This is a genomic window from Aeromonas sp. INTO2, assembly GCF_049860605.1.
Lineage (GTDB): Bacteria > Pseudomonadota > Gammaproteobacteria > Enterobacterales > Aeromonadaceae > Aeromonas > Aeromonas caviae.
The window spans coordinates 1706293-1729833 of the sequence record NZ_CP187588.1 but is presented as its reverse complement, the minus strand read 5'-3'; the positions used below and the strand labels follow the sequence as shown (position 1 = coordinate 1729833).

Annotated in this window: 20 protein-coding genes; 12 read left to right on the top strand and 8 right to left on the bottom strand. The window is 61.9% G+C overall.

Annotated elements, in window-relative coordinates; translation table 11 throughout:
* Positions 1-60: 60 nt before the first annotated feature.
* Positions 61-624: a VC2662 family protein gene (locus tag ACPW74_RS08090; RefSeq protein ID WP_010674879.1), complete on the bottom strand. Its 564-nt coding sequence runs from the start codon at positions 622-624 to the stop codon at positions 61-63.
* 303 nt (positions 625-927) lie between these two features.
* On the opposite strand from ACPW74_RS08090, the gene ACPW74_RS08085 reads away from it, so the two are divergent.
* The 4 genes from ACPW74_RS08085 (at position 928) to ybcJ (ending at position 3961) form a co-directional block, all read left to right on the top strand.
* Positions 928-1278 (top strand): phasin family protein, encoded by a 351-nt coding sequence (locus ACPW74_RS08085; protein ID WP_039040883.1) that lies wholly within the window; start codon positions 928-930, stop codon positions 1276-1278.
* A 95-nt stretch (positions 1279-1373) separates the two neighbouring features.
* A complete protein-coding gene (locus ACPW74_RS08080; protein ID WP_201985413.1) occupies positions 1374-3161 on the top strand; it encodes a class I poly(R)-hydroxyalkanoic acid synthase in 1788 nt (595 codons plus the stop codon).
* A complete protein-coding gene (locus tag ACPW74_RS08075) occupies positions 3158-3562 on the top strand; it encodes a MaoC family dehydratase (RefSeq protein WP_041215083.1) in 405 nt (134 codons plus the stop codon). The genes ACPW74_RS08080 and ACPW74_RS08075 overlap by 4 nt, the downstream gene beginning before the upstream one ends.
* 165 nt (positions 3563-3727) lie before the next feature.
* Positions 3728-3961 carry a ribosome-associated protein YbcJ gene (gene ybcJ / locus ACPW74_RS08070; protein ID WP_010674882.1) on the top strand — a complete coding sequence of 78 codons (234 nt, stop codon included), beginning with the start codon at positions 3728-3730 and terminating at the stop codon, positions 3959-3961.
* Between the two features lie 38 nt (positions 3962-3999).
* Here ybcJ and ACPW74_RS08065 read toward each other — a convergent pair whose 3' ends face one another.
* A complete protein-coding gene (locus ACPW74_RS08065; RefSeq protein ID WP_010674883.1) occupies positions 4000-4473 on the bottom strand; it encodes a DUF4442 domain-containing protein in 474 nt (157 codons plus the stop codon).
* A gap of 428 nt (positions 4474-4901) precedes the next feature.
* Here ACPW74_RS08065 and ACPW74_RS08060 point away from each other — a divergent pair, with 428 nt between their 5' ends.
* On the top strand, positions 4902-6083 hold the full coding sequence (locus tag ACPW74_RS08060) for a hypothetical protein (RefSeq protein ID WP_201985412.1): 1182 nt from the start codon (positions 4902-4904) through the stop codon (positions 6081-6083).
* Positions 6084-6137: 54 nt separating this feature from the next.
* On the opposite strand, the gene ACPW74_RS08055 is transcribed toward ACPW74_RS08060, so the two are convergent.
* The 3 genes from ACPW74_RS08055 to ACPW74_RS08045 all read right to left on the bottom strand — a co-directional run bounded on the left by ACPW74_RS08055 (position 6138) and on the right by ACPW74_RS08045 (position 12673).
* Complete coding sequence (locus ACPW74_RS08055) at positions 6138-7889, bottom strand: ABC transporter transmembrane domain-containing protein (RefSeq protein ID WP_203765095.1); 1752 nt, start codon at positions 7887-7889, stop codon at positions 6138-6140.
* Positions 7890-7998: 109 nt separating this feature from the next.
* Positions 7999-9735: an ABC transporter transmembrane domain-containing protein gene (locus tag ACPW74_RS08050; protein ID WP_201985411.1), complete on the bottom strand. Its 1737-nt coding sequence runs from the start codon at positions 9733-9735 to the stop codon at positions 7999-8001.
* Positions 9736-9874: 139 nt separating this feature from the next.
* Positions 9875-12673, bottom strand: coding sequence for a hybrid sensor histidine kinase/response regulator (locus tag ACPW74_RS08045; protein ID WP_309563596.1), 2799 nt, complete (start codon positions 12671-12673; stop codon positions 9875-9877).
* 153 nt (positions 12674-12826) lie between these two features.
* On the opposite strand from ACPW74_RS08045, the gene trxC reads away from it, so the two are divergent.
* From trxC to ACPW74_RS08030, 3 genes are all read left to right on the top strand, one after another.
* Entirely contained in the window at positions 12827-13267 is a 441-nt protein-coding gene (gene trxC / locus ACPW74_RS08040; protein WP_425858885.1) for a thioredoxin TrxC, read from the top strand.
* A gap of 154 nt (positions 13268-13421) precedes the next feature.
* The gene (locus ACPW74_RS08035; protein ID WP_010674893.1) at positions 13422-14810 is read left to right on the top strand and encodes an SLC13 family permease; all 1389 of its coding nucleotides are present in this window, start codon (positions 13422-13424) and stop codon (positions 14808-14810) included.
* Positions 14811-15011: 201 nt separating this feature from the next.
* On the top strand, positions 15012-15578 hold the full coding sequence (locus tag ACPW74_RS08030; RefSeq protein ID WP_234917031.1) for a cytochrome b/b6 domain-containing protein: 567 nt from the start codon (positions 15012-15014) through the stop codon (positions 15576-15578).
* A gap of 64 nt (positions 15579-15642) precedes the next feature.
* On the opposite strand, the gene ACPW74_RS08025 is transcribed toward ACPW74_RS08030, so the two are convergent.
* A complete protein-coding gene (locus ACPW74_RS08025) occupies positions 15643-18117 on the bottom strand; it encodes a glycogen/starch/alpha-glucan phosphorylase (RefSeq protein ID WP_041211506.1) in 2475 nt (824 codons plus the stop codon).
* Between the two features lie 393 nt (positions 18118-18510).
* A complete protein-coding gene (locus tag ACPW74_RS08020) occupies positions 18511-18708 on the bottom strand; it encodes a DUF4250 domain-containing protein (protein ID WP_005323525.1) in 198 nt (65 codons plus the stop codon).
* Positions 18709-18942: 234 nt separating this feature from the next.
* Between ACPW74_RS08020 and ACPW74_RS08015 the strand changes: the two genes are divergently transcribed.
* Entirely contained in the window at positions 18943-19422 is a 480-nt protein-coding gene (locus ACPW74_RS08015) for a cell division inhibitor (RefSeq protein ID WP_010674896.1), read from the top strand.
* A 73-nt stretch (positions 19423-19495) separates the two neighbouring features.
* Positions 19496-19642 carry a hypothetical protein gene (locus tag ACPW74_RS08010; RefSeq protein WP_171865436.1) on the top strand — a complete coding sequence of 49 codons (147 nt, stop codon included), beginning with the start codon at positions 19496-19498 and terminating at the stop codon, positions 19640-19642.
* Between the two features lie 117 nt (positions 19643-19759).
* Here the strand turns inward: ACPW74_RS08010 and ACPW74_RS08005 are convergent, their stop codons facing one another.
* Positions 19760-21283, bottom strand: a complete 1524-nt coding sequence (locus ACPW74_RS08005) for a fumarate hydratase (RefSeq protein WP_039040872.1) — start codon at positions 21281-21283, stop codon at positions 19760-19762.
* A gap of 210 nt (positions 21284-21493) precedes the next feature.
* Here ACPW74_RS08005 and pabB point away from each other — a divergent pair, with 210 nt between their 5' ends.
* Complete coding sequence (gene pabB / locus ACPW74_RS08000) at positions 21494-22864, top strand: aminodeoxychorismate synthase component I (RefSeq protein ID WP_042016551.1); 1371 nt, start codon at positions 21494-21496, stop codon at positions 22862-22864.
* Between the two features lie 43 nt (positions 22865-22907).
* A complete protein-coding gene (locus tag ACPW74_RS07995; RefSeq protein ID WP_134996845.1) occupies positions 22908-23474 on the top strand; it encodes a CoA pyrophosphatase in 567 nt (188 codons plus the stop codon).
* The last annotated feature ends 67 nt before the right edge of the window (positions 23475-23541 follow it).

The following is a 23541-nucleotide window of genomic DNA, read 5'->3' as shown; positions in this document are numbered from 1 at the left end:
GCAGCCTTGATGGAGCACAGGGTAATGGCTACCCCTCCTAAAGCAAGGGCAAGTTGGTCCCTAGAAGGATTTCTTGAAGTTGATCAGGGGCAGAATGGGGAAGATGCCGTTCTCGGCGTAGTTGGCCAGGCCAATCTGCAAGCCGTCCAGGTGCTTGGTGGCATTGACGAACCCCAGCTGGAAAGTGGTGCGTTCGGCATAGTTGACGAAGCCGACGTTGGCCAGGGCATTGCCCTGGGCGATGTTGACCGCCCCCCAGTTGAGCCCCTTCACATTGTTGGTCAAGTTGACGAAGCCCAGATTGAGGCCGGTATCCTGCCCTTCGTGCCAGTTGACGGCGTTGATGGCGACCCCACCAAACTGGTGGCGCACCCGGCTCGCGCCAAAGAACACACCAAGCTGCAGGCCGGTGAACTGATCCACATCGGAGAGGGCGAACACCGGCAGATCGATCCCCTTCACCTGGCCGGTGCGGCCGTAGAGGAAGGAAGCCCGTGCTCCTTCCACCTGATTGGACGAGGGCAGGTTGACACCGGGCAGGGAGATCTGGACCGGCGTGCTGGCCTGAGCGACACCGGCGAGGGTCAGGGCACCACAGCCGAGCAGCAGGGCGAACGGTTTCATCGGGGATTCCTTGTGAAGAGGGTGTGGCTCAAGGGTACCAGCGCAGGCCCCGGGGGACGAGACCCCGACCCTTTCCCTGCGTCACCTCTCGTCTGAATCCGGGGATGGCTCTCTCGGCGGGATGGAAAATTCAAACAGAAACTAACATTTATGTCATTTACACCAAAGGTGGATTGGTTGCAGAATGCTCAAACGTGTGTTTGAACAGAGCAAACAACACGTAACACAGGGATGACGTGCTGTACCCGCAAGAAGGGTCGATTGACCCGCAAAAACAGTGTTCTGCCGAACCGGAGACCCATGATGAATATGGACGTGATCAAGAGCTTTACCGAGCAGATGCAAGGCTTTGCCGCCCCCCTCACCCGCTACAACCAGCTGCTGGCCAGCAACATCGAACAGCTGACCCGGTTGCAACTGGCGTCCGCCAATGCCTACGCCGAACTGGGGCTCAACCAGTTGCAGGCCGTCGGCAAGGTGCAGGATGCCCAGAGCCTGGCGGCCCTCGGCACCGTGCAGCTGGAGAGCGCCAGCCAGCTCTCCCGCCAGATGCTGGATGACATCCAGAAGCTCAGCGCCCTCGGCCAGCAGTTCAAGGAAGAGCTGGATGCCCTGACCGCAGATGGCATCAAGAAGAGCACGGGCAAGGCCTGATAACCCCTGGCTGCCCGTCTTGCGGGCAGCCACATCTCCCCACGACTCGACAGAACGGGCAAGTGCCCGCCCCGGGCGTGGGTGAAGGAGAACACATGAGCCAATCATCTTACGGCCCGCTGTTCGAGGCCCTGGCCCACTACAACGACAAGCTGCTGGCCATGGCCAGAGCCCAGACAGAGCGCACCGCCCAGGCCCTGCTGCAGACCAGTCTGGACGATCTGGGCCAGGTGCTGGAGCAGGGCAGCCAGCAGCCCTGGCAGCTGATCCAGTCCCAGATGAACTGGTGGCAAGATCAGCTCAAGCTGATGCAGCACACCCTGCTCAAGAGTGCAGGCCAGCCGAGCGAGCCGGTGATCACCCCGGATCGCAGCGATCGCCGCTTCAAGGCCGAGGCCTGGAGCGAGCAACCCCTTTATGACTACCTCAAGCAATCCTATCTGCTGACCGCAAGACACCTGCTGGCGGCGGTGGATGCCCTGGAGGGCGTGCCCGAGAAGAGCCGGGAGCGACTGCGCTTTTTCACCCGCCAGTACGTCAACGCCATGGCTCCCAGCAACTTCCTGGCCACCAACCCGGAGCTGCTCAAGCTCACCCTGGAGTCCGACGGCCAGAATCTGGTGCGCGGCCTCGCGCTCCTGGCCGAAGATCTGGAGCGCAGCGCCGATCACCTCAACATCCGCCTGACCGACGAGTCCGCCTTCGAGCTCGGCCGGGATCTGGCGACCACCCCGGGCCGGGTAGTGCTGCGCACCGAGCTCTTTGAGCTCATCCAGTACAGCCCGACCACGGCGACGGTGGGCAAGACCCCGGTGCTGGTCGTGCCCCCCTTCATCAACAAGTACTACATCATGGACATGCGCCCCCAGAGCTCCCTGGTGGCCTGGCTGGTCGCCCAGGGGCAGACGGTCTTCATGATCTCCTGGCGCAACCCGGGGGTGGCACAGGGGCAGGCCGATCTCGACGACTACGTGGTGGACGGGGTCATCGCCGCCCTGGACGCCGTGGAGGCGGCCACCGGCGAGCGGGAGGTGCACGGCATCGGCTACTGCATCGGTGGCACTGCTTTGTCACTCGCCATGGGCTGGCTGGCGGCGCGGCGCCAGAAGCAGCGGGTACGCAGCGCCACCCTGTTCACCACCCTGCTGGACTTCTCCCAGCCCGGGGAGCTTGGCATCTTCATCCACGAGCCCATCATCGCGGCGCTGGAAGCCCAGAACGAGGCCAGGGGCATCATGGACGGGCGCCAGTTGGCGGTCTCCTTCAGTCTGCTGCGGGAGAACAGCCTCTACTGGAACTACTACATCGACAGCTACCTCAAGGGCCAGAGCCCGGTGGCGTTCGATCTGCTGCACTGGAACAGCGATAGCACCAACGTGGCGGGCAAGACCCACAACAGCCTGCTGCGCCGACTCTACCTGGAAAACCAGCTGGTGAAGGGGGAGCTCAAGATCCGCCACACCCGCATCGATCTCGCCAAGGTGAAGACCCCGGTGCTGCTGGTGTCCGCCGTGGACGATCACATCGCCCTCTGGCAGGGAACCTGGCAGGGCATGACGCTGTTCGGGGGCGAGCGGCGCTTCATTCTGGCCGAATCCGGGCACATCGCCGGCATCATCAATCCGCCGGATGCCAACAAATACGGCTTCTGGCAAAACGGGGCCGAGGCGGACAGCCCGGCGCAGTGGCTGGCGGGGGCGACCCACCAGAGCGGCTCCTGGTGGCCCGAGATGATGCGCTTTATCAAAGACCGTGACGAGGCAGAGCCCGTCCCCGCCCGGCAGCCTGTCGAGGGGCTGGAGGCGGCCCCCGGCAGCTACGTCAAGGTACGGCTCAATCCGGTGTTGGCCGGCGTCAGGAAGCAAGAAGAGGAACCCGCATGAGTACACAACCCCTTGCCGTGGGCATGAAAGCCAGCCTGACCAAGCGCTTCGGCCCGGCCGAGGTGGCGGCCTTCGCCGGTCTCTCGGAGGATTTCAATCCCCTGCACCTGGACCCGGACTTCGCCGCCACGACGGTGTTCGAGCGCCCCATCGTCCACGGCATGCTGCTGGCGAGCCTCTTCTCTGGGCTGCTCGGGCAGCAACTGCCCGGGAAAGGGAGCATCTATCTGGGCCAGAGCCTCTCCTTCACGCTCCCGGTGTTCGTGGGGGACGTGGTGACGGCGGAGGTGGAGGTGATTGCCCTTCGAAGCGACAAGCCCATCGCCACCCTGGCCACCCGCATCTTCACCCAGGGCGGCGCCCTCGCCGTGACGGGGGAAGCGGTGGTGAAACTCCCTTGAGCGCCAGTGGCACCCAGAGACACAACCAGCCCGGTCGGGCTGGTTTTTTTGCCTGTGCTCGCCCCTTTTTCGGGGCAATTCGGCCCGGGCCCTTTCCCTGCCCCGCCTAACTGCCTAGAATGAGCCCCCGCTGTTTCAGCCATTCATCCAGCTAGAGGATTTCCCATGGAGACGTTTCTGCTCGAAGGTCACCCCTTCGTTGCCTTGTGTGACCTGATCAAGCATCAGGGTTGGGCCGATTGTGGCGGTGCCGCCAAGGCGCTGGTCGCCGAGGGCCTGGTGGAAGTCGACGGTCAGGTCGAGACCCGCAAACGCTGCAAGATAGTCGCCGAGCAGGTGGTCAACTTCAACGGCATGAAGGTAGTCGTGAAGGAAGGCGTCAGCCCCGAGATCCTCTGATCCCGGTTTGAACAAGGGCGCCAAGCGCCCTCTGGCCTTCAGCTGGCCTTGATGGAGAGGGTCAGCACGAAGCGGGCCATGGCCTCGTCGCCGTTGCGCGACGGGCAGGTGGCCACCACCTGGATGGGGCGGTTGATGCGCTGACCGCTCGCCAGGGACTCGTCGATCATGGCGTCGATAAGCTCCCCCGCCGCGCAATCAAACTGCACGTCCCCCTCCGGGCGCTTCAAAAACTCCCCCTGCACATCCTTGAAGGCGAAATGCACCTTCTTGCGCCGCGCCCGCCCCTTCTCCATGACCAGGAGCCCCCCCACCAGGTCGGCACCGGTGGCGAGCGCCCCGAAATACATGCTGCCCAGGTGGTTGCGGGTGCGCCAGCCCAGCGGAATGCGGATGCGCAGCGCCCTGGCGTCCATCTGCTCGATGACGGGGGCACAAAAACCAATGACGGGAATGTAGCGCCAGGCGAACAGACGCAGGGCGAGGTTGGCTTTGAGGCGTTGCAGGTCCATTGCAAACTGATCCGATGAGTGAATGTGCCGCAAATGTTGCCAGCCTGCATCCCGATAGACAAGCCTCCCGTGCCATCCCTGTGAGCGGGCCCCCAAAGGGTATTTGCAAAATTCATGCAATGGCCAGGTTCTATTTGCCTGGCAAATGATAAAACCGGCCTTTCCTGACCCCGGGTTGCCCCTCTCTTTCCCTTTTTCCGATTTTTTTCAAGGTCCCGCCCCGGATGACGGGACCATGACAGCCATATCCGAATGAAACACAACAAGAAATACTCCCCGTCAGGGGGCTAGCCCAGGATCCCGCCCCCGCCACTGGGATTATTTGCAGTAACCAAACCCCCACTCCCTCGCTAGGCTGTTGCTGGCCCGGAAGTAGCCACTCGGCACCGGGTCAACCCATCTACCAATCTCACCATAAGGATAGAGAGATGAGTCACGTGCAACAGTTGTTCAACGGGGGAGAGAGCGCCGGTACTTTCCAGCTCAACTTCAACAACAACCGTGCCTACGAGCTGTTTGGCCGGGAGTACCTCAAGTGCTATGCCAACCTCAGCGCCAAGGGGAAGATGAGCAAGCCCCTGCCCACCGGGCCGCTGAGCTACACCGTCGACTTCGCCATGGATTGCGGCTGCAGTTCGGTGCTGTTTGACTTCAACCTCGCCTACAAGAAGACCTTCGGCAACCAGTTGCAGGCCCCCCTGTGGCGCGAGTCGGACTACGAGGCCGAGCTGGTGCTCTGCCAGCTGGTGCGCGAGGCACCGGCCAACCGCCTGAGCAACCATGATCAGTTCGCCGAGGCCGAGGCCTTCTTCAACGACGTCAATCTGCCCGACACCGTCCGGGCGGTGGGCAATGATCCCTATGCCGACAAGGACGGCCTGGTGGAGTTCATCGTGGCCAACGAGCTGCTGGACGATCCCGCCGTCATGGCCAAGCTGGCGGAGCAGAAGGCCTACCTCATCGCCATCACCTCCGTGGTCACCGCCTACATCAACCGTTACGCCGAAGCCTATGGCGAGCAGTACAAGACGGACGCGGATCTCTGGGCCAGGGCCCTCTCCAAGATCCCCCTGATGGGGCCGAGCAAGATCGATCAGCAGAGCTACAGCCGCCACATCAAGGGGCTCAGCATCGCCACCGACTTCATCAACTTCATCATGGACGTGGTGGTGAGCCAGGGCACCACGGCGCTGGCCAGCTTCAACAAGTTCCTGCAAAAGCAGGGGGATGCCATCCGCTTCGGGGTGGAGAACAACAAGGACTTCTACAAGACCATCACGGTGGGGGTCACGGTGGAAGTGTTCAAGGTGGGCAACGAGCTGGTCTATGTGCCGAAGATCAAGCAGTACCGCGTCAACTTCGACCGCCAGAACAGCAAGTTCACCTCCGCCTGTGCCAGCGCCGAGTTCGTCGACATCTACTTCAACTACCTCTATGCCGCCAACGTGTTCGACTACGAGGCGCTCAAGGACCCCGAGATCAAGCGCGACTTCGACAACTTCATCCAGAAGCAGCGCAAGGCACAAATTGAAGAAGCGGATACCTTCTTCAACGATGACTTCCCGCCCCTGGAGCCCAAGCTGGCCAGCCGCAGCAAGGCCACGGTGTAACCCCGCCAGTCAAAAAAACAGCCGGCAGATGCCGGCTGTTTTTTTAGGTGGGCCTCAGGCCCGTTTTTCTTCAAGCCAGGCCCCCTGGCTCTGCATCTCGAACAGCTGGGCATAATGCCCCCCCAGCGCCATCAGCTCGCCGTGGGTGCCGCGCTCGCACACCCACCCGCGGGAGAGCAGCAGGATTTCATCGGCATCCACAATGGTGGAGAGGCGGTGGGCGATGGCGATGGTGGTGCGACCACGGCGCGCCGCCGAGAGCGCCTGGGAGAGGGCGAGTTCGGTCTGGGAGTCCACGCTCGCGGTCGCCTCGTCCAGGATGAGGATGCGCGGATCCCCCACCAGGGCGCGGGCAAAGGAGAGCAGCTGGCGCTGGCCGGCGGAGAGGTTCTTGCCCCCCTCCTCCATCAGGGTGGCCAGGCCATCGGGCAGGCGGCGCACGAAATCGGCCAGCTGCACCTCCTCCAGGGCCTGCCAGAGCCGCCCATCCTCGATGCCGTCACGCCCGAGGCGCAGGTTCTCGGCCAGGGTGCCGACGAAGATGAAGGGATCCTGCTGCACCAGGCCGATGCTGCGGCGCACCGCCGAGAGGGCCAGGCCGTTCATGGGGTGATCATCGAAGTGGATGCTCCCCCGATCCAGGGGGTAGAAGCCCATCAGCAGGCTGATGATGGTGGACTTGCCGCTGCCGGTGTGGCCCACCAGCGCCAGCATCTGGCCAGGCCGGGTGGCAAAGCTCACATCTTGCAGCACCTGCTGCTCCCCGTCGTAGGAGAAGCCCACCCCGTCGAAGCGTACCCGTCCCTCCAGGGGGCGCACCTCCCCGTCGGTGCTCTCGCGGGTTTCATCGAGCAGGGCGAACACCCGCTCCCCCGCCACCATGGCCTGCTGCAACTGGTTGAGCTGGTTGGTCATCTCGATGAGGGGCTCGATCATCCGCCCCAGATAGCTGATGAAGGCGTAAAGCACCCCCACCTGGATGGCCCCCGCCGTGCTCAGCCCCTCGTGGGCAAACAGGGCCAGCAGACCGATGAGCACCATCATGTAGAAGAGATCGATGAGGGGGCGCAGCAGGATGCCGTTGATCTTGAGGCTCTTGATCCGCGCCTGCCAGTGCTGCTGGTTCACCCCGGCAAAGGCGTTGGCGAAGTGGCGCTCCTGCACCATGGCCTGGATCACCGGCATCCCCTGCAACGACTCGTTGAGGCGGCTGTTGATGTCGGAGAGCAAGGATCGGGTCGCCCGCACCACGGGCACACTCAGTTTCTGGTAAAGCCACATCACGGCCCCCACCGCCGGCAGCAGGGTGGCGCACACCAGCATCAGGCGCAAGTCCAACAGCGCCATGGAGAGCAGGATGCCGCACAGGAGCACCACTTTTTGCACCAGGAGCCCTATCACCTGGACATAGAGGTTCATGATCGCCTCGGTGTCGTTGGTGATGCGGGAGATGAGGGAGCCCGAGCGGTGCTTGTCGAAATAGCGGGCAGGCAGGCGGATGGCGGTGGCGAACACCTGCTCGCGCAGACGCTGCACCACCGCCTGGGCGATGCGGTTGAAGCGCAGGGATTGCAGGTAGAAGCCAGCCGCCGACAACACCTGCAGCCCCAGATAACCGGCGGCAAGGGCGGCGATGATGCCCCACTCCAGCCGGCGCGGCGCCAGGTAGTCATCGATGAAGAGCTTGATGAGCAAGGGGCCCGCCACCTCGGCGCCGGTGGCGAGCAGCAGGCAGATGCCCGCCTGCACCAGCCAGCGGGGGTAGCTGGCACAGTAGGCGAGCAGCCGTTTGATGGTTGGATTCACAGACTTGCCTCCAGCGCAGCGCTCCACGGGAATTGACTCTTTTTGCTCCCCTCTACGCTCGCGGGAGCCGGGCGGGGGGTGAAGGAAACCAGGGGTCTTGTCATCCTGTTCACAGGCTCTCCTCCACGTCCTGCTCCAGGCGCTGGTAGCGGACCATGTCCGCGTACCAGCCGTTCCTGGCCATCAGGGCCTCGTGACGGCCCCGCTCGCTGATCGCTCCCTGCTCCAGCACCAGGATCTCGTCCGCCTGCTCCACCGCCGTCATGCGGTGGCTCACCAGCACCAGGGTGCGCTTGTGGGCCTTGAGGGCCAGCAGGATCTGCTGCTCGGTGTGGGCATCCACCGCCGAGAGGGCGTCATCCAGCACCAGGATAGGGGCATCCAGCAGCAGGGCACGGGCGATGGCCAGACGCTGCTTCTGACCGCCGGAGAGGGTCACCCCCTTCTCCCCCACCTCGGTTTCATACCCTTTGGGGAAGCGACTGATGTCGTCGTGCACGCAGGCGATGCGCGCCACCCGCTCAATCTCCTCCCGGCTCGCCTCGGGGCGGCCCAGGGCGATGTTGGCCGCGATGGTGGTGGAGAACAGAAACGGCTCCTGGGGCACATAGGCAAACTGGCTGCGCAGCTCACCCAGCGACAGTTGCGAGATGGGCACCTCCCCCATGCGGATCTCCCCGGCCGTGGGGTTGGCCAGGCGCATCAGCAGCTTGAGCAGGGAGCTCTTGCCTGCCCCGGTGCGTCCCACTATCCCCAGCATGGCGCCAGCCTGCAGGGTGACATCCACCCCCTGCAACAGGGTGCGCTGCTCCAGCCGGTAGCCCAGCCCCTGCACCCGCAGGGGAAAGGCCGAGGCCAGCGCCACGGGATGGGCCGGCTCCTCGATGTCGCTGCGCTCCCCCAGCAGGCTTTCGATGCGCGAGTAGGCGGCGCTGCCCCGCTCGATGATGTTGAACAGCCAGGCGATGGCGAACATGGGCCAGATGAGCTGGCCGAGGTACATGGTGAAGCTGGTGAGCTCCCCCAGGGTCAGCTTGTCTTGCAGCACCAGGGCGCTGCCCCCTGCGACCGCCAGAAAATAGGAGCAGCCGATGCACAGGTAAATCACGGGGTCGAACTTGGCGTCGATGCGGGCCACCGCCATGTTGCGCTCCCCCGCCTGACGGGTCAGCTCGGCAAAGCCCTCGTCCTCCAGGGATTCGACCGCGTAGGATTTGAGCACCCGCACCCCGGAGAGGGCCTCCTGGGTCTTGTTGTTGAGGCGGGAGAAGGCCCCCTGAGCCGCCTTGAACTCCTTGTAGATCTGGGTCCCGAAGCGGTTCATGAAGAAGGCCATCACCGGCAGGGGCAGCAGGGAGAGCAGGGTCAGCTGCCAGGAGTACTGGCTGCACATGATGGAGAGCACCAGGATGCCGACGATGAAGGAGTCCACCAGGGTCAGCACCCCTTCCCCTGCGGTCATCTCCACCGCCTGGATGTCGTTGGTGGCGTGGGCCATCAGATCACCGGTGCGGTGGCGCTGGTAGAAATCCGGGCTCATGCGGGTGAAGTGGCTGAACAGCCGGTTGCGCAGCACGTAGGCGAGCCGGTAGGAGGCACCGAACAGCATGACCCGCCATACGTAGCGCAGCAGGTAGATAAGCAGTCCCAGGCCAAAAAGCCCCGCCAGATAGCCGGTCAGGGTGCCGCTGTCCAGGTCACCCTTGGTGATGCCATCCACCACCCAGCCCACCACCTTGGGGGGGATCACGGTCAACAGGGCCACCAGCATCAGCAGGGAGATGGCCACCAGATAACGCCGCCACTGATCCTTGAAAAACCAGCCAAGCCGCAAAAATACGCTCACAGAGAAGTCCTTGGTCGCGGCGCGCTGCCGCGTGATCGTGAAGAGAAGCTCAATACAATCGCCCCCTGGCGGGGGCGAACGAGTAGGTCATCATAGCCTGAAGCGGGTGACTTGAGAACGATTGCTATCTTGCCCTCCCTCAGAGCCGCTTGTCGGGGGGCGAAAACGGGAAGGCGACCGACTCCTGCTGCTCCCCGGTGAGCAGGAAGTGGGAGACCTCCTCCCGGGTCTGGGTAAAGACCTGCTGCAACTGGTTGAGCTCCCCCTCGCTCAGCTCCTCCTGCAACCGCAGCCGCCACTCCAGTTCACCGGTCAACAGTTGCAGGCGGGAAGCGGAGATGTTGGCCGAGACCCCCTTCAGGGTATGCAGCAAGCGGCACGCCACTTCGGGCTGCTGGCGACGCAGGGCGGTGCGGATGTCCCACAGATCGTCCTTGTGCTCGGAGAGGAACAGCTTGAAGAGGATCTGCAGCGCCTCCCTGTCATGCTCCAGCCGGCGCAGGGCATCCTCCAGATCCAGCACGCCCATGAGGGCCGGCGGCTTGACCTCGATGGGCACCTTGGGCTCCCCGCCGCTGCTCTTCACCCATTGCAGCAGGTTGTTGTAGAGATCGAGCTTGCTCACCGGCTTGGTGACATAGCCATTCATGCCGACGCCAAGGCAGCGCTCCCTGTCCCCCGGCATGGCGCTGGCGGTGAGGGCGATGATGGGCACATCATGCTTGTCCACCATCTTGCGGATCTGGCGGGTGGCATCCAGCCCGTCCAGCACCGGCATCTGCAGATCCATCAGGATGACGTCGAACGGCTGCTCCGCCACCTGCTCCACCGCCTCGCGGCCGTTGTCCACCACGGTGACCTTGGCCTCCACCCGGCGCAGGTACTCCAGAATGAGCTGCTGGTTGACCCGGTTGTCCTCGGCCAGCAGCACCCGGGTACCACGCAGCAGCTCCCGGAACTGCTGCTGATCCCCCTGTGCCTCCGCCTGGCGGACCTTGCTGTCATGGGAGCTGCCGTTGAGCAGTTCGTCCACCTTGGCCAGCAAGGCGTTTTCGGTCATGGGCTTGGCCAGGAAGTGGGTCAGTCCCATGCTTTCCATCCGCCCGTGCAGCCCCTCCCTGGACCAGGCGCTGGTCATCAGGACAGGCAGGCGCCGCCACTGGCTGTGCTGGTACATCTCGAGGGCCAAGTCCAGGCCATCCTCCTGACCCATGCGCCAGTCGAGGATGGCGAGGCGGATGTGATGCCCCTCTTCACGCAGCACCTGACGGGCGCGGGAGAGGCTGTTGACCGTGATGACGGACGCCCCCGCCCGCCCCAGGATGTCCTTTGCCAGTTCCAGCACCAGCTCATTGTCATCCATCATCAGGATCAGGGGCTGGTGATCGAAGAAGACCCGGCGCCCCGAGACCCCGTACACCGCTTGGGAGATGGGGATCTCGAACAGGAAGGTGGAGCCCACCCCGGGTTTGCTCTGCACGGTGATCTCCCCGCCCATCAGCCCCACCAGGCGCTGGGAGATGTTGAGGCCAAGCCCGGAGCCGCCATATTTGCGGGTATTGCCCGCCTCCAGCTGGGTAAAGGGCTGGAACAGCTGGGCCTGCTTCTCCGGGGCGATGCCGATGCCGGTATCCCGCACGCTGAAACAGACCCGCATGGGATGCTGGCTGGTGAGGGTGATGGCCACCTCCACCTCGCCCCGCTCGGTGAACTTGATGGCATTGTTCACCAGGTTGACCAGTACCTGACCGAGGCGCAGCGGATCCCCGCGCAGAAAGTCGGGCACGGCGGGAGACTTGTTGATGATGACCTCGATGTGCTTGCGCTCCGCCAGATCCGCGAACATGGCGGCGAGGGAGTCGAGCTGCTCGCTGAGATCGAAGTCGATCTCCTCCAGAGTCAGCTTGCCGGACTCTACCTTGGTGAGATCCAGGATGTCGTTGATGAGCAGCAGCAAGGTATCCGACGAGGATTTGATCTTGTTGAGATAGTCCCGCTGCTGGGGATCCAGGCTGGTTTGCAGTGCCAGGGCGCTGAAGCCGATGATGGCATTCATGGGGGTGCGGATCTCGTGGCTCATGTTGGCCAGGAAGTCGCTCTTGGCCTGGGCCAGCAGCGCGGCATGGCGAGAGAGCTCGCTCAGCTTCTGGTTGCGACGCCACAGGGTCGCGGCCACCAGCGAGAAGCAGAGCAGCGCCCCCCCCAGCACCATCAGGTAGAAGCGGCTCTTGAGGGAGGAGGCCCGCTCCAGCTTGCTCTGCTTCCAGGCGGGCAGCGAGCTCAGCCCCTTCATCTCCACCACCTGATTGCGCAGGCGATGGTACTCCATCACCTGCTGATTGAACTCCTGGCCCAGCCGAACGAGGGCCGCGACCCTCGGCTGCTCGCCATAGCGGTCGAGCAGGTGCTGCTGGAGTTGCAGCAGTTGCCGCTGCTCGTTCTGATCCCAGCTGCGTCGGAGGTAGTGGTGCAGGCGCATGAGTTCGGTCAGGTCGCGGTACTGCGCCTCACCGACCGGCAGAGTGCCTTGCAACGCCTTGAGCTGACCCTGGAAGCGGGGAGCCAGATACTCGATGGTCATCTCCATGGTGTAGAGCCTGGCGAGATCCAGCAGATAACCGTCGATGTCCCGCTGCAACGCCTGGGAGCCGGGGTCGTCCACCGACTCCGGATCCTCGTGCACCAGCCTGACGAACCTGTCCAGGTGACTGGAAAGCAGGCTCAGGCGCTGCTGTACGCTGCCATCGCTTGCCTTCTCGCGCCCCAGCAGATAGACGGTATCGGTATTGACCCGATTGAGCACCATCTCAGCCGCCACGCTCAAATCGAAGGCACGCTGCTGCTGGCTGAGCAACTGCCAGCAATAGGCAGAAAAGCCCACCAGCGATACGATGATAAGGCCAAAGACAACACGATTGGCCCGTGCAACACTCTTCATCCCGTCTCGATTCTCATGTCATGGTCGGCCATCCGGTGACATCAGGTCACGGCCGGAGGCCAACTGTGAAAAACCACTGAGTGCTATGTTACCGTTAGTCAGCGCTCTGATTGCAATAAAGATGTTGCCGGGCCATGAAATAAGGAAGCAATTATGTCACTTGTCACCACCTATTGTAGCCAATGCTTTACCCGCAACCGCCTGCCTGTCGAAAAATCAGACTCAAACGCGAAGTGCGGCCGCTGCCGTCACGCCCTCTTCGAACAAACCCCGGTGGCAGGGCGTCAGGCCAGCTTCGATGCCCTGATCCAGTCCGACATCCCGGTGGTGGTGGACTTTTGGGCAAGCTGGTGTGGCCCCTGCCTGCAGTTTGACCCCGTCTTTCAGGAGGTCGCCCGGGAGCTTGAGCCCCGCCTTCGCTTCGTGAAACTCGACACCGAGCAGGAGGCCGCCATCGCAGGTCGCTATGGCATCCGCAGCATTCCTACCCTGATGGTCTTCCAGCGGGGGGAGATCCTGGCACAGCGCAGCGGCGCCCTGCCCAAGAGCCTGTTCAAGGAGTGGCTGCTCTCCTTCACCTCCCCTGTCAAATGAAAACAAAATGTTTCATTTATGTTTGATTGAAGATCCATCTTCACTTGACTCTGTGAGTCGCCACATGATTTGACCATATCCCCCTGTTTCAAACAGGGGGATATATGTAACCTCGGCATCACAACAACAACCATAAATTAACCGAGAGAACGTTATGCACACATCGGCTGTACCTCCGACTCCCCCCTCACGCTGGCTGGACATCAAGTCCGGGATCGTCATCCTGGATCTGCTCCTGCTCTGCGCCATGCTGGCATGGCTCCCGTTTGACCCCATGGTCAACAAGGGGCTGGCCATCCTGATCTTCATCGCCATCCTCTGGCTGACCGAGGCGGTGAACATCACCATCACTGCCATCTCCATCCCGGTGCTCGCCACCCTGCTCGGGGTGTTCGACATGAGCAAGTCGCTGACCGACTTTGCCAACCCCGTCCTGTTCCTCTTCTTTGGCGGCTTTGCCCTCGCTGCAGCCCTCTCCAAGCAGGGACTCGACACCCAGATCGCCGGCAAGGTGATGCAGCTCGCCAAGGGACACCTGGGCTGGGCTTCCATCGTGCTCTTCACCATCACGGCCGCCCTCTCCATGTGGATCAGCAACACCGCAACCGCGGCCATGATGATGCCGCTGGCCCTCGGCATGCTGAAAGGGCTGGACGTTCACAAGGAGCGCCGCACCCTTGTCTTCGTGCTGCTTGGCGTCGCCTATAGCGCCAGCATCGGTGGCATCGGCACACTGGTGGGCAGCCCCCCCAATGCCATCGCCGCCGCCCAGATGGGCTTGGGCTTCACCGACTGGCTGGAGTTCGGCATCCCCGTGGTGATCATCTTCATGCCGGTAGGCATCGGCCTGCTCTACTGGGTGACCCGTCCCAATCTCTCCCACCAGGTCAGCACCGAGCAGGTCACCATCGAGTGGACAGGTCAGCGCAAAGTGACCCTGGCCATCTTCCTGACCACGGTGCTGCTGTGGATTGGATCCCAGCCTCTTGCCAAGGCGCTGGGCGGCATTCCCCAGTTCGATACCCTGATCGCCATGGGCGCCATCCTGGCCATCGCCGTCAGCCGCGTCGCCAGCTGGGATGACATCAACCAGAACACCGACTGGGGCGTGCTGCTGCTGTTCGGGGGTGGTCTCACCTTGAGCGCCATCCTCAAGCAGACCGGGGCCAACGCCTTCCTGGCGGAGCACCTCTCCAGCGGCCTCTCCTCCATGCCCATCTTCGTGATCCTGCTCTGCCTGGCCGCCTTCGTGGTGTTCCTGACCGAGCTGGTCTCCAACACCGCCACTGCCGCGCTGCTGGTGCCGCTGTTCGCCGGGGTGGCCGAGGCACTGGGGGTCTCCCCCATCGTGGTCTCCGTGCTGATCGCCGTCGGCGCCTCCTGTGCCTTCATGCTGCCGGTGGCCACGCCTCCCAACGCCATCGTCTTCGCCAGCGGCCATATCCAGCAGCGGGAGATGATGCGGGCCGGCCTGGTACTGAACCTGGTGTTCACCGTCATCCTGACCATGCTGGCCTATTTCATGGGGGATATCCTCCACTGAGGTTCGCCCCCTAATGCCCCTCCAAGCCCCGCATCGCCGGGGCTTTTTCTCGCCCCGAAACCACCGCACTCCCTACCCGCGACATCACGGCGACATTAACTTGCACTTAAGAAATCGCCTCCATGATGCTGACAACGGCCATCACGCAGCCATGGCTGACGATGGCGATGATCATGGACATCACGACAAGGGGATCACCTCATGGGTAAGACGATGCAGAACAACCGTGAAATCAAGGTATGGGATCCGGTGGTCAGGGTATTTCACTGGGCCACTGTGCTGTTGTGCGTGCTGAATCTCTTCATCCTTGAAGAGGGGGCGCGCAACCACCGCTATGCGGGATATGCGCTGGCCGGACTGCTGGCACTGCGCATCGTATGGGGATTCATCGGCTCCTATCATGCCCGCTTCGCCCAGTGGCTGCCGACACCGACCGGCGTCATCACCTATCTCAAGGAGACGATCAAGGGTCGCCACCCCTACTATGCCGGTCACAATCCTTTGGGGTCCTTGATGATACTGCTGCTGTTGACCTGCCTTGTCGGCACCGCCGCCAGCGGGATCATGACCGAATACGGGCCGCTCTCCGGCACCCATCGCATGGAAGAGATCCACGAGTTCTTTGCCAAGGGGCTGCAGGTGGCCATCTTCGTCCATGTACTGGCCGTCATCGCCCTGGATCGTCTGGTACGGGGTGATCTCGTCAGGGCGATGATCACCGGCAAGAAACGGGTGCCGGCGGACACCCGGGTGGTCGACAGGCCCTGAGCCTCCCTCAGCCCGACAGATGAAAAAAAACCCCGCATCGCGGGGTTTTTCACAGGAGCAGACATCAGCCGACGCTGCAGCTCGTCAGTTTCCAGATACGGTCTACGTAATCCTGGATGGAGCGGTCGGAGTTGAACTTGCCCATGGTGGCAGAGTTGATGATGGCCTTCTTCGCCCACAGGGCCGGATCCCGGTACCAGGCATCGATCAGCTTGTGCGCCTCGGAGTAGGACTCGAAATCCGCCAGGGTCAGGTAAGGGTCTCCCCCTTCCAGCAAGGAGCGCTTGATGGAGGCCAGCTCACCCGGACGACCCGGCGTGAAGTAGTCGGTATCAAACCAGTCCAGCACGGCTTTCAGCTCGGAGTTGGCGTAGTAGAAGTCATACGGGTTGTAGCCGCGCGCCTTCAGGGACTTCACCTCGTCCACATTCAGACCGAAGATGGCGCAGTTCTCGGCACCCGCCTCTTCGGCGATCTCGATGTTGGCTCCATCCAGCGTCCCGATGGTGATGGCACCGTTCAGCGCCATCTTCATGTTGCCGGTACCGGATGCTTCGTAACCTGCGGTGGAGATCTGCTCGGAGACATCCGCCGCCGGGATCAGCTTCTCGGCAAGGCTCACGCGGTAGTTCGGCATGAACACCACTTTCAGCTTGCCCTGAATACGGGCGTCGTTGTTGACCCGCTCCGCCAGCTTGTTGATGGCGTAGATGATGTCCTTGGCCAGCTTGTAGCCGGGCGCCGCCTTGGAGCCGAAGATGAACACCCGCGGATGCATGTCATAGTCCGGGTTCGCCAGCAGGCGACGGTAGAGCGCCATGATGTGGATGAGGTTCAGTTGCTGGCGCTTGTACTCGTGCAGACGCTTGATCTGGACGTCGAAGATCGCCTCCGCGCTCACGTCGATGCCGGTTTCCGCCTTGATGACCTTGACCAGCTTCTCCTTGTTGTGGCGCTTGATGGTCATGAACTGCTGCTGGAACGCCTTGTCGTCGGCAAACTTCACCACGCTGCGCAGCTTGTCCAGTTGCAGCGGCCACTCCTTGCCCACCACCTCGTTGTAGAGTTCGGCCAGTTCCGGGTTGCAGGCCAGCAGCCAGCGACGGGGAGTCACACCATTGGTGACGTTGCACATCTTCTCGGGCCACAGCTCGGCATACTCGGGGAAGAGATCTTCCTTCACCAGCTTGGAGTGGATCTCGGCCACGCCGTTCACCTTGGAGGAGCCGATGACGCACAGGTTGCCCATACGCACCTTGCGCACGTCACCCTCTTCGATGATGGAGAGCTTGGCCTTGATGGCATCGTTGCCCGGCCACTTGGGCTCCACCAGCTCGTTCAGGAAGCGGGCGTTGATTTCATAAATGATCTCGAGGTGACGGGGCAGTACCTTCTCGAACAGGCTGACGGACCACTTCTCCAGCGCTTCCGGCAGCAGGGTGTGGTTGGTGTAGGAGAAGACCTGATAGCAGATGCCCCAGGCGGTATCCCAGTTCAGCCCCTCTTCGTCCACCAGCACGCGCATCAGCTCGGGGATGGCCACGGTGGGGTGGGTATCGTTGAGCTGGATGGCGATTTGCGCGGCAAAGTTGCTGAAGTCACTGCCATGCACCCGCTTGTAGCGACGCATGATGTCCTTGATGGAGCAGGCGCAGAAGAAGTACTGCTGGATCAGGCGCAGCTCCTTGCCGGCGTCGGTCTCATCGTTCGGGTAGAGCACCTTGGAGATGGTCTCGGCCTGGGCCTTCTCGGCCTGGGAGTCGATATAACCACCGGCGTTGAACACGTCCCAGTCGAAGAACTCGGAGGCGCGGGATTCCCACAGACGCAGGATGTTGACGGTGTGACCACCGAAGCCGACCACCGGAATGTCCCAGGGCACCCCTTTGATCTTGCGACCGGCGTGCCACACCTTCTTCAGGCCACCCTTGTCACCAAAGACGGTCTCCACGTAGCCGTAGAGCGGGATCTCCTGCACCGATTCCGGGCGGCAGATCTCCCAGGGGTTGCCATATTCGCGCCAGGAGTCCGGACGCTCGATCTGACGGCCATCCTGAATTTCCTGACGGAACAGGCCGTGCTCGTAGTGGATGCCATAGCCCACCGCCGGGTAGTTCAGAGTGGCCAGGGAATCGATGAAGCAGGCAGCCAGACGACCCAGGCCGCCGTTGCCAAGGGCCATGTCAGGCTCTTGTTCACACAGATCGGTCAGTTCCAGACCAAGTTCACCCAGCGCCTCTTCACAGACTTTGTAGAGGGAGAGGTTGTGCAGGTTGTTGGAGGTCAAACGCCCCATCAAAAATTCAGCAGAGAGATAGTGAATCGCACGAGTATCTTTCTTGAAGTGAGCCTGCTGAGTACGGGTCAGGCGCTCGTACACCTGTTCATTGACGGCGGCAGCGGTCGCTTTCCACCAGGCATCCGGAGAGGCTTTCTGTTCGCTTGTACCCAAGGTAGAACGCAGGTGACGCACGATACTCGCCTTGAGCTGATCTTTATCCAGTTGGAGATCCTGGTCTGTCTTCTTCTTGGTAGCCATAAACCATTTTCCTTCGTTACAAATAAAAAATGTCATCCCATCGGGTGGACCGGCGCTGTTGTTATCTCAGAATATGCTCCGGCGGGGGCATACTAGCTAAAGCCAAGGGTTTAAAAGTTAACGTGAGTCACACTTTAACGCATAAAAATGACAGTTTCACCATGAAAACCCTTTCCTTGATCCAGCCTGAATGAAATATAAATTTCGTTTTAAATCATAGTGATATAAGAAAACAAAAAAGATAGTTTCATGAATAGGTTTTCAATGATTGCCTGTGACTGAAAATACGTGAAAATAACCGCCGACTATGGAGAAATTGAAAGCGCTTTCAATTCACACCCCCTCGTCAGGTAATAAAAAGGATGCCCCAATCGGAGCACCCTTTGATTTCAATTAACCATGTGCCTTGAACTGATTGCTCATAGGGTCGTAGTGATACCCGATCTGTTGCAGACGGGTAGCCAGCTGATCTTCTGTCATGTCGTAGTAAGCCAGCAGCTCTTCCAGACCATCACACTCCAGCCGCAGCTTCTCGTTGATGATCCCGAGCAGAATGTTCGCATCCAGTCGTTGCAAGGTACTAACGTCCATCTCGCTCCCTCCTCTCCCTATACAGGACTGTATAACCATGAGCGCCGACCCGAAGTTTGTCTACAGGTTAAAAAACACCCTGTATAAGGAAGATATAAATATCCTTTTTAATCATGTAGTTAAAGTCATCTCCTGTTAATCGGCTCACACTTTTAGCCACAAATGACTTGTCACTCCTTGCGAACAGAACTACTGTATGTGCATACAGCATGGTTATTCATACAGGAACGACATATGAGCCAGCCCCTGAATCTTTGCCCCCCCTCCTCCTCTGCCGGTCTGATCACCACCTGGCCCACTCGCCATCAGAGCAAGATGGGACAAGAGCAGCGGCGCGGCCCTCTCCATCAGGAAGCGCCGCTGCTGGATGCCCTGGGGCAACTGAGTCAGTCTGACAGTGGCTGGATCCTGCTCGTCGCCCCGCCCGGTCTGCCCGCCGCCGCGCAATTGCAGGCCAGAGGGATCAATCCTGCCAGGGTGCTTGTCGTGCACGCCCCCAAGATCAAGAATTGGCAGCGCCTGCTGGAGCAGAGCCTGATCAATGGTCACTGCGCCGCCGTGCTGACCTGGCTGCCCGAGCAGGTCGCTCTGGACCGGAGCACATTGAGCACCCTGGGCCAGCGTGCCGGTGTCCTGACCCGCTTCTTCGAGCCCGCAACCCCTCTGGGTGGGGCACTGAGCTACGGCGGCCAGGATATCTACCTGAACCACTGATCGCCCCTTCGGCGTAACAGCCAATGCGCCGGCATTGCCCACCGGGTTATCCAGGCTTCCGACCCGGGATGCCATGGCGACAAAGACAAAGCAGCACAGCAGCACAGCAGCACAGCAGCACAGCAGCACAGCAGCACAGCAGCACAGCAGCACAGCAGCACAGCAGCACAGCAGCACAGCAGCACAGCAGCACAGCAGCACAGCAGCACAGCAGCAGTAAATTAGCTCAGGCCCAGACCGTCAAATGGGGCCCGCAAAAAAGGCGACCCGAGGGTCGCCTTTCAACATGCTGCTGTACGGGGCTAATCGCTCTGCGTTTGCATCGAAGTCCGATTGATCAAGCCAGCTTCGTCTCCAGCTCGGCAATCTTGGCGGACCAGTAGGCCGGGCCGGTTTCGTGGATGTTGTTGCCCTGGGAGTCGACCGCCACGGTGACCGGCATGTCTTCCACCTCGAACTCGTAGATGGCCTCCATCCCCAGATCGGCAAAGGCCACCACGCGCGCCTTCTTGATGGCTTTCGCCACCAGATAGGCGGCGCCGCCCACCGCCATCAGGTAGACAGCCTGGTGCTGCTTGATGCTCTCGACCGTCTTGGGGCCGCGCTCGGACTTGCCGATCATGCCGATGAGGCCGGTTTCTCCCAGCATCATGTCGGTGAATTTATCCATCCGGGTGGACGTGGTGGGGCCAGCCGGGCCGACCACCTCGTCACGCACCGCATCGACCGGGCCCACGTAATAGATGAAGCGGTTGGTGAAATCGACCCCTTCCGGCAGTCCTTCACCTTTTTTCAGCATGTCGGCGATGCGCTTGTGGGCGGCGTCGCGGCCGGTCAGGATCTTGCCGGAGAGCAGCACGGTATCGCCGCTCTTCCAGCTGGCAAGCTCTGCCTTGGTGATGCCATCCACGTTGACCCGGCGCACATTACCACCGGACTCACGGGTGATCTCCGGCCAGTCTTCCAGCCTGGGGGGTGTCAGCTCCGCCGGGCCGGAGCCATCGAGTTCGAAATGCACGTGACGGGTGGCGGCGCAGTTGGGGATCATCACCACCGGCTTGGAGGCAGCGTGGGTCGGTGCGGATTTCACCTTCACATCCAGCACCGTGGTCAGGCCGCCCAGCCCCTGGGCTCCGATCCCGAGCTTGTTGACCTTGTCATAGAGCTCGACCCTCAGCTTCTCTTCGGTGGTCTCGGGACCACGGGCAATCAGCTCCTGGATGTCGATGTGCTCCATCAGGGCTTCCTTGGCGAGCACCGCCGCCTTCTCGGCGGTGCCGCCGATGCCGATGCCGAGCATGCCGGGCGGGCACCAGCCAGCCCCCATGGTCGGCACCGTCTTGAGCACCCACTCCACGATGTCGTCGGAGGGGTTGAGCATCACCATCTTCGATTTGTTTTCGGAGCCGCCGCCCTTGGCCGCGATACTCACTTCCACCTTGTCGCCGGGGATCATGTCGATGTGCACGACAGCGGGGGCATTGTCTTTGGTGTTCTTACGGCTGCCGGCCGGATCCGCCAGCACGGAGGCGCGCAGCGGGTTGTCCGGATTGGTGTAGGCGCGGCGGGTGCCCTCATCCACCATCTCCTGGACCGTCATGTCGCTGTCCCACTGTACCTGCATGCCGATCTTGACGAAGCAGGTGACGATACCGGTGTCCTGACAGAGCGGGCGATGACCTTCGGCAGACATGCGGGAGTTGATCAGGATCTGGGCCAGGGCATCCTTGGCGGCCGGGTTGATCTCGCGGTCATAGGCGGCCTTGGCGGCCTGCACGAAATCGAGGGGGTGGTAGAAGGAGATGTACTGCAGGGCGTCAGCAATGGAATCGATAAAGTCCTGTTTTCTAATGATGCTCATATCATCCTCACTGGTCCTTGTTATCGCTTGCGCGAGCAAGGGCTTCCATATGAGCCGGGCCTTCGGCAGGTGGCAAATGCACCTGGAGCCGGCAGACTGCGGCGTGTTTTTATAACGGTGTTTTTCTTAAAAATGCCGGCGGCCATGATACGCTTGACCACCCGAACCGGCTAGGGAGCCGGGCGCAAACTGTTGCCTATGTAACAAAAAATGAAACCAAGACTGCATATCCACCATTTCGACCCGCAGGCCTCGCTCCACACCTGGTTCGCCTGCCTGCAACACCAACCCTGGGCCATCCTGCTGGAATCCGCCGGCCCCCTGGGGGCTGACAACGGTTTTGACATCATCAGCGCCGATCCGCTTGCCACCCTGGAAACCCGGGGTGCTAGCACCTGCCTCACCCAGGATAACCACCAGCACCATCATGACGGCGATCCCCTCGCCCTGCTCGCCAGGACCCAGCGAGCCCTGCTCGGGGAGCGCGTTGAGGATGACTCGGGATTGCCATTTATCGGGGGAGCCCTGGGACTCTTTGGCTACGATCTGGGCCGACGATTCGAGCGTCTGCCCGCAGTGGCGCAACAGGACATCCAGGTGCCCGACATGGCGGTCGGGATCTACGACTGGGCGCTGCTGCGAAATGTCGCGACGGGACACTGGCAGCTGGCCCACTGGGGTGATGAAGCCGGCCTCGCCCGCAGGCTCGACTGGCTGATGGCGCAACGCGAACGAACCACCCTCCCCCTTCGCCTGACCGGCCCCTGGCAGAGCAACATGACGCGGGCCGAATACGGCGACAAGTTTGCCCGTATCCAGGCCTATCTGGCGGCGGGGGATTGTTACCAGATCAACCTGACCCAGCGCTTCAGCGCCCCTTATCAGGGGGATGAATGGTCCGCCTATCTCGCCCTGAGCGCCGCCAACAAGGCGCCGTTCTCCGCCTTTATCCGCCTGCCGCAAAGCGCCATTCTGAGCCTCTCCCCGGAGCGTTTCCTGCTGCTCGACAAGCGCCATATCGAGACCAAGCCCATCAAGGGCACCCGGCCTCGCCACCCGGATCCCGCCCAGGATGCCAGGGTAGCCGAGTCGCTCGCCAGCGCCGACAAGGACAGATCGGAGAACCTGATGATCGTCGATCTGCTGCGCAACGACATCGGCCGGGTGAGCCGGCCGGGATCGGTCACGGTCCCGCACCTCTTTGCCGTGGAATCCTTCCCGGCGGTGCATCATCTGGTCTCCACCATTCACGGAGAACTGGATGCGCGCTGGCAAGAAGTGGATCTGCTGCGGGCCTGCTTCCCCGGCGGCTCCATCACAGGGGCTCCCAAGATCCGGGCGATGGAGATCATCGAGGAGCTGGAGCCAGTGCGGCGCAATGCCTACTGCGGCAGCATCGGTTATCTGAGTCAGCACGGAAGGATGGATACCAGCATCTGCATCCGTACCCTGATCGCCGAAGCCGGTCAGCTGCACTGCTGGGCGGGGGGCGGCATCATCGCCGACTCCGATCCCGACGCCGAATATCAGGAGACCTACGACAAGGTGGCCCGCATTCTGCCACTGCTCGATGCCCTTTGATCCCATCCGGCCCTGCGGGGCCGACACAAGGAGACCCATGGAGATGACGAGTGCCGAGCTGCTGACCCGCTTTTTGCTGCAGCGCCCCGCCCCCGCCCATCGCCTGGCACTGGCCGGGCTCAAACCTGCCGCCGTGTTGATCCCCCTGGTGGAGCGCCCCGAGGGCCTGCATCTGCTGCTGACGCGCCGCAGCGCCGCCCTGCGCCACCACCCGGGCCAGATCAGCTTTCCCGGCGGGCGTCAGGACCCGGAAGACCGGGACCTCATTCACACCGCGCTCAGGGAAACCGAGGAGGAGCTTGGCATTCCCCCCTCCCAGATCCGGATCATCGGCAGCCTCACCCCTCTCAATACCGTCTCACGCTACGATGTGCTGCCGGTCCTCGCCATGCTCGACCCAGGCTACGGGCTGACCCTGAGCCAGGACGAGGTGGCCCAGGCCTTCGAAGTCCCCCTCGCCCACGTGCTGGATCCGGGGCAGCACATAGCCCTGAGCCTGCCAAGGGCGGACGGACGTCACACCATCTATTGGATCCCTTGGGAGCAATCTTTCATCTGGGGAGCAACTGCCAGCATGATCCGCCAGCTTGCCCAGCACATCTCGATATAACATTTTGACAACATAATTGGGTGAGAAATTATCCAGTTAACATTCAAATAACACTGCATTTGATAAA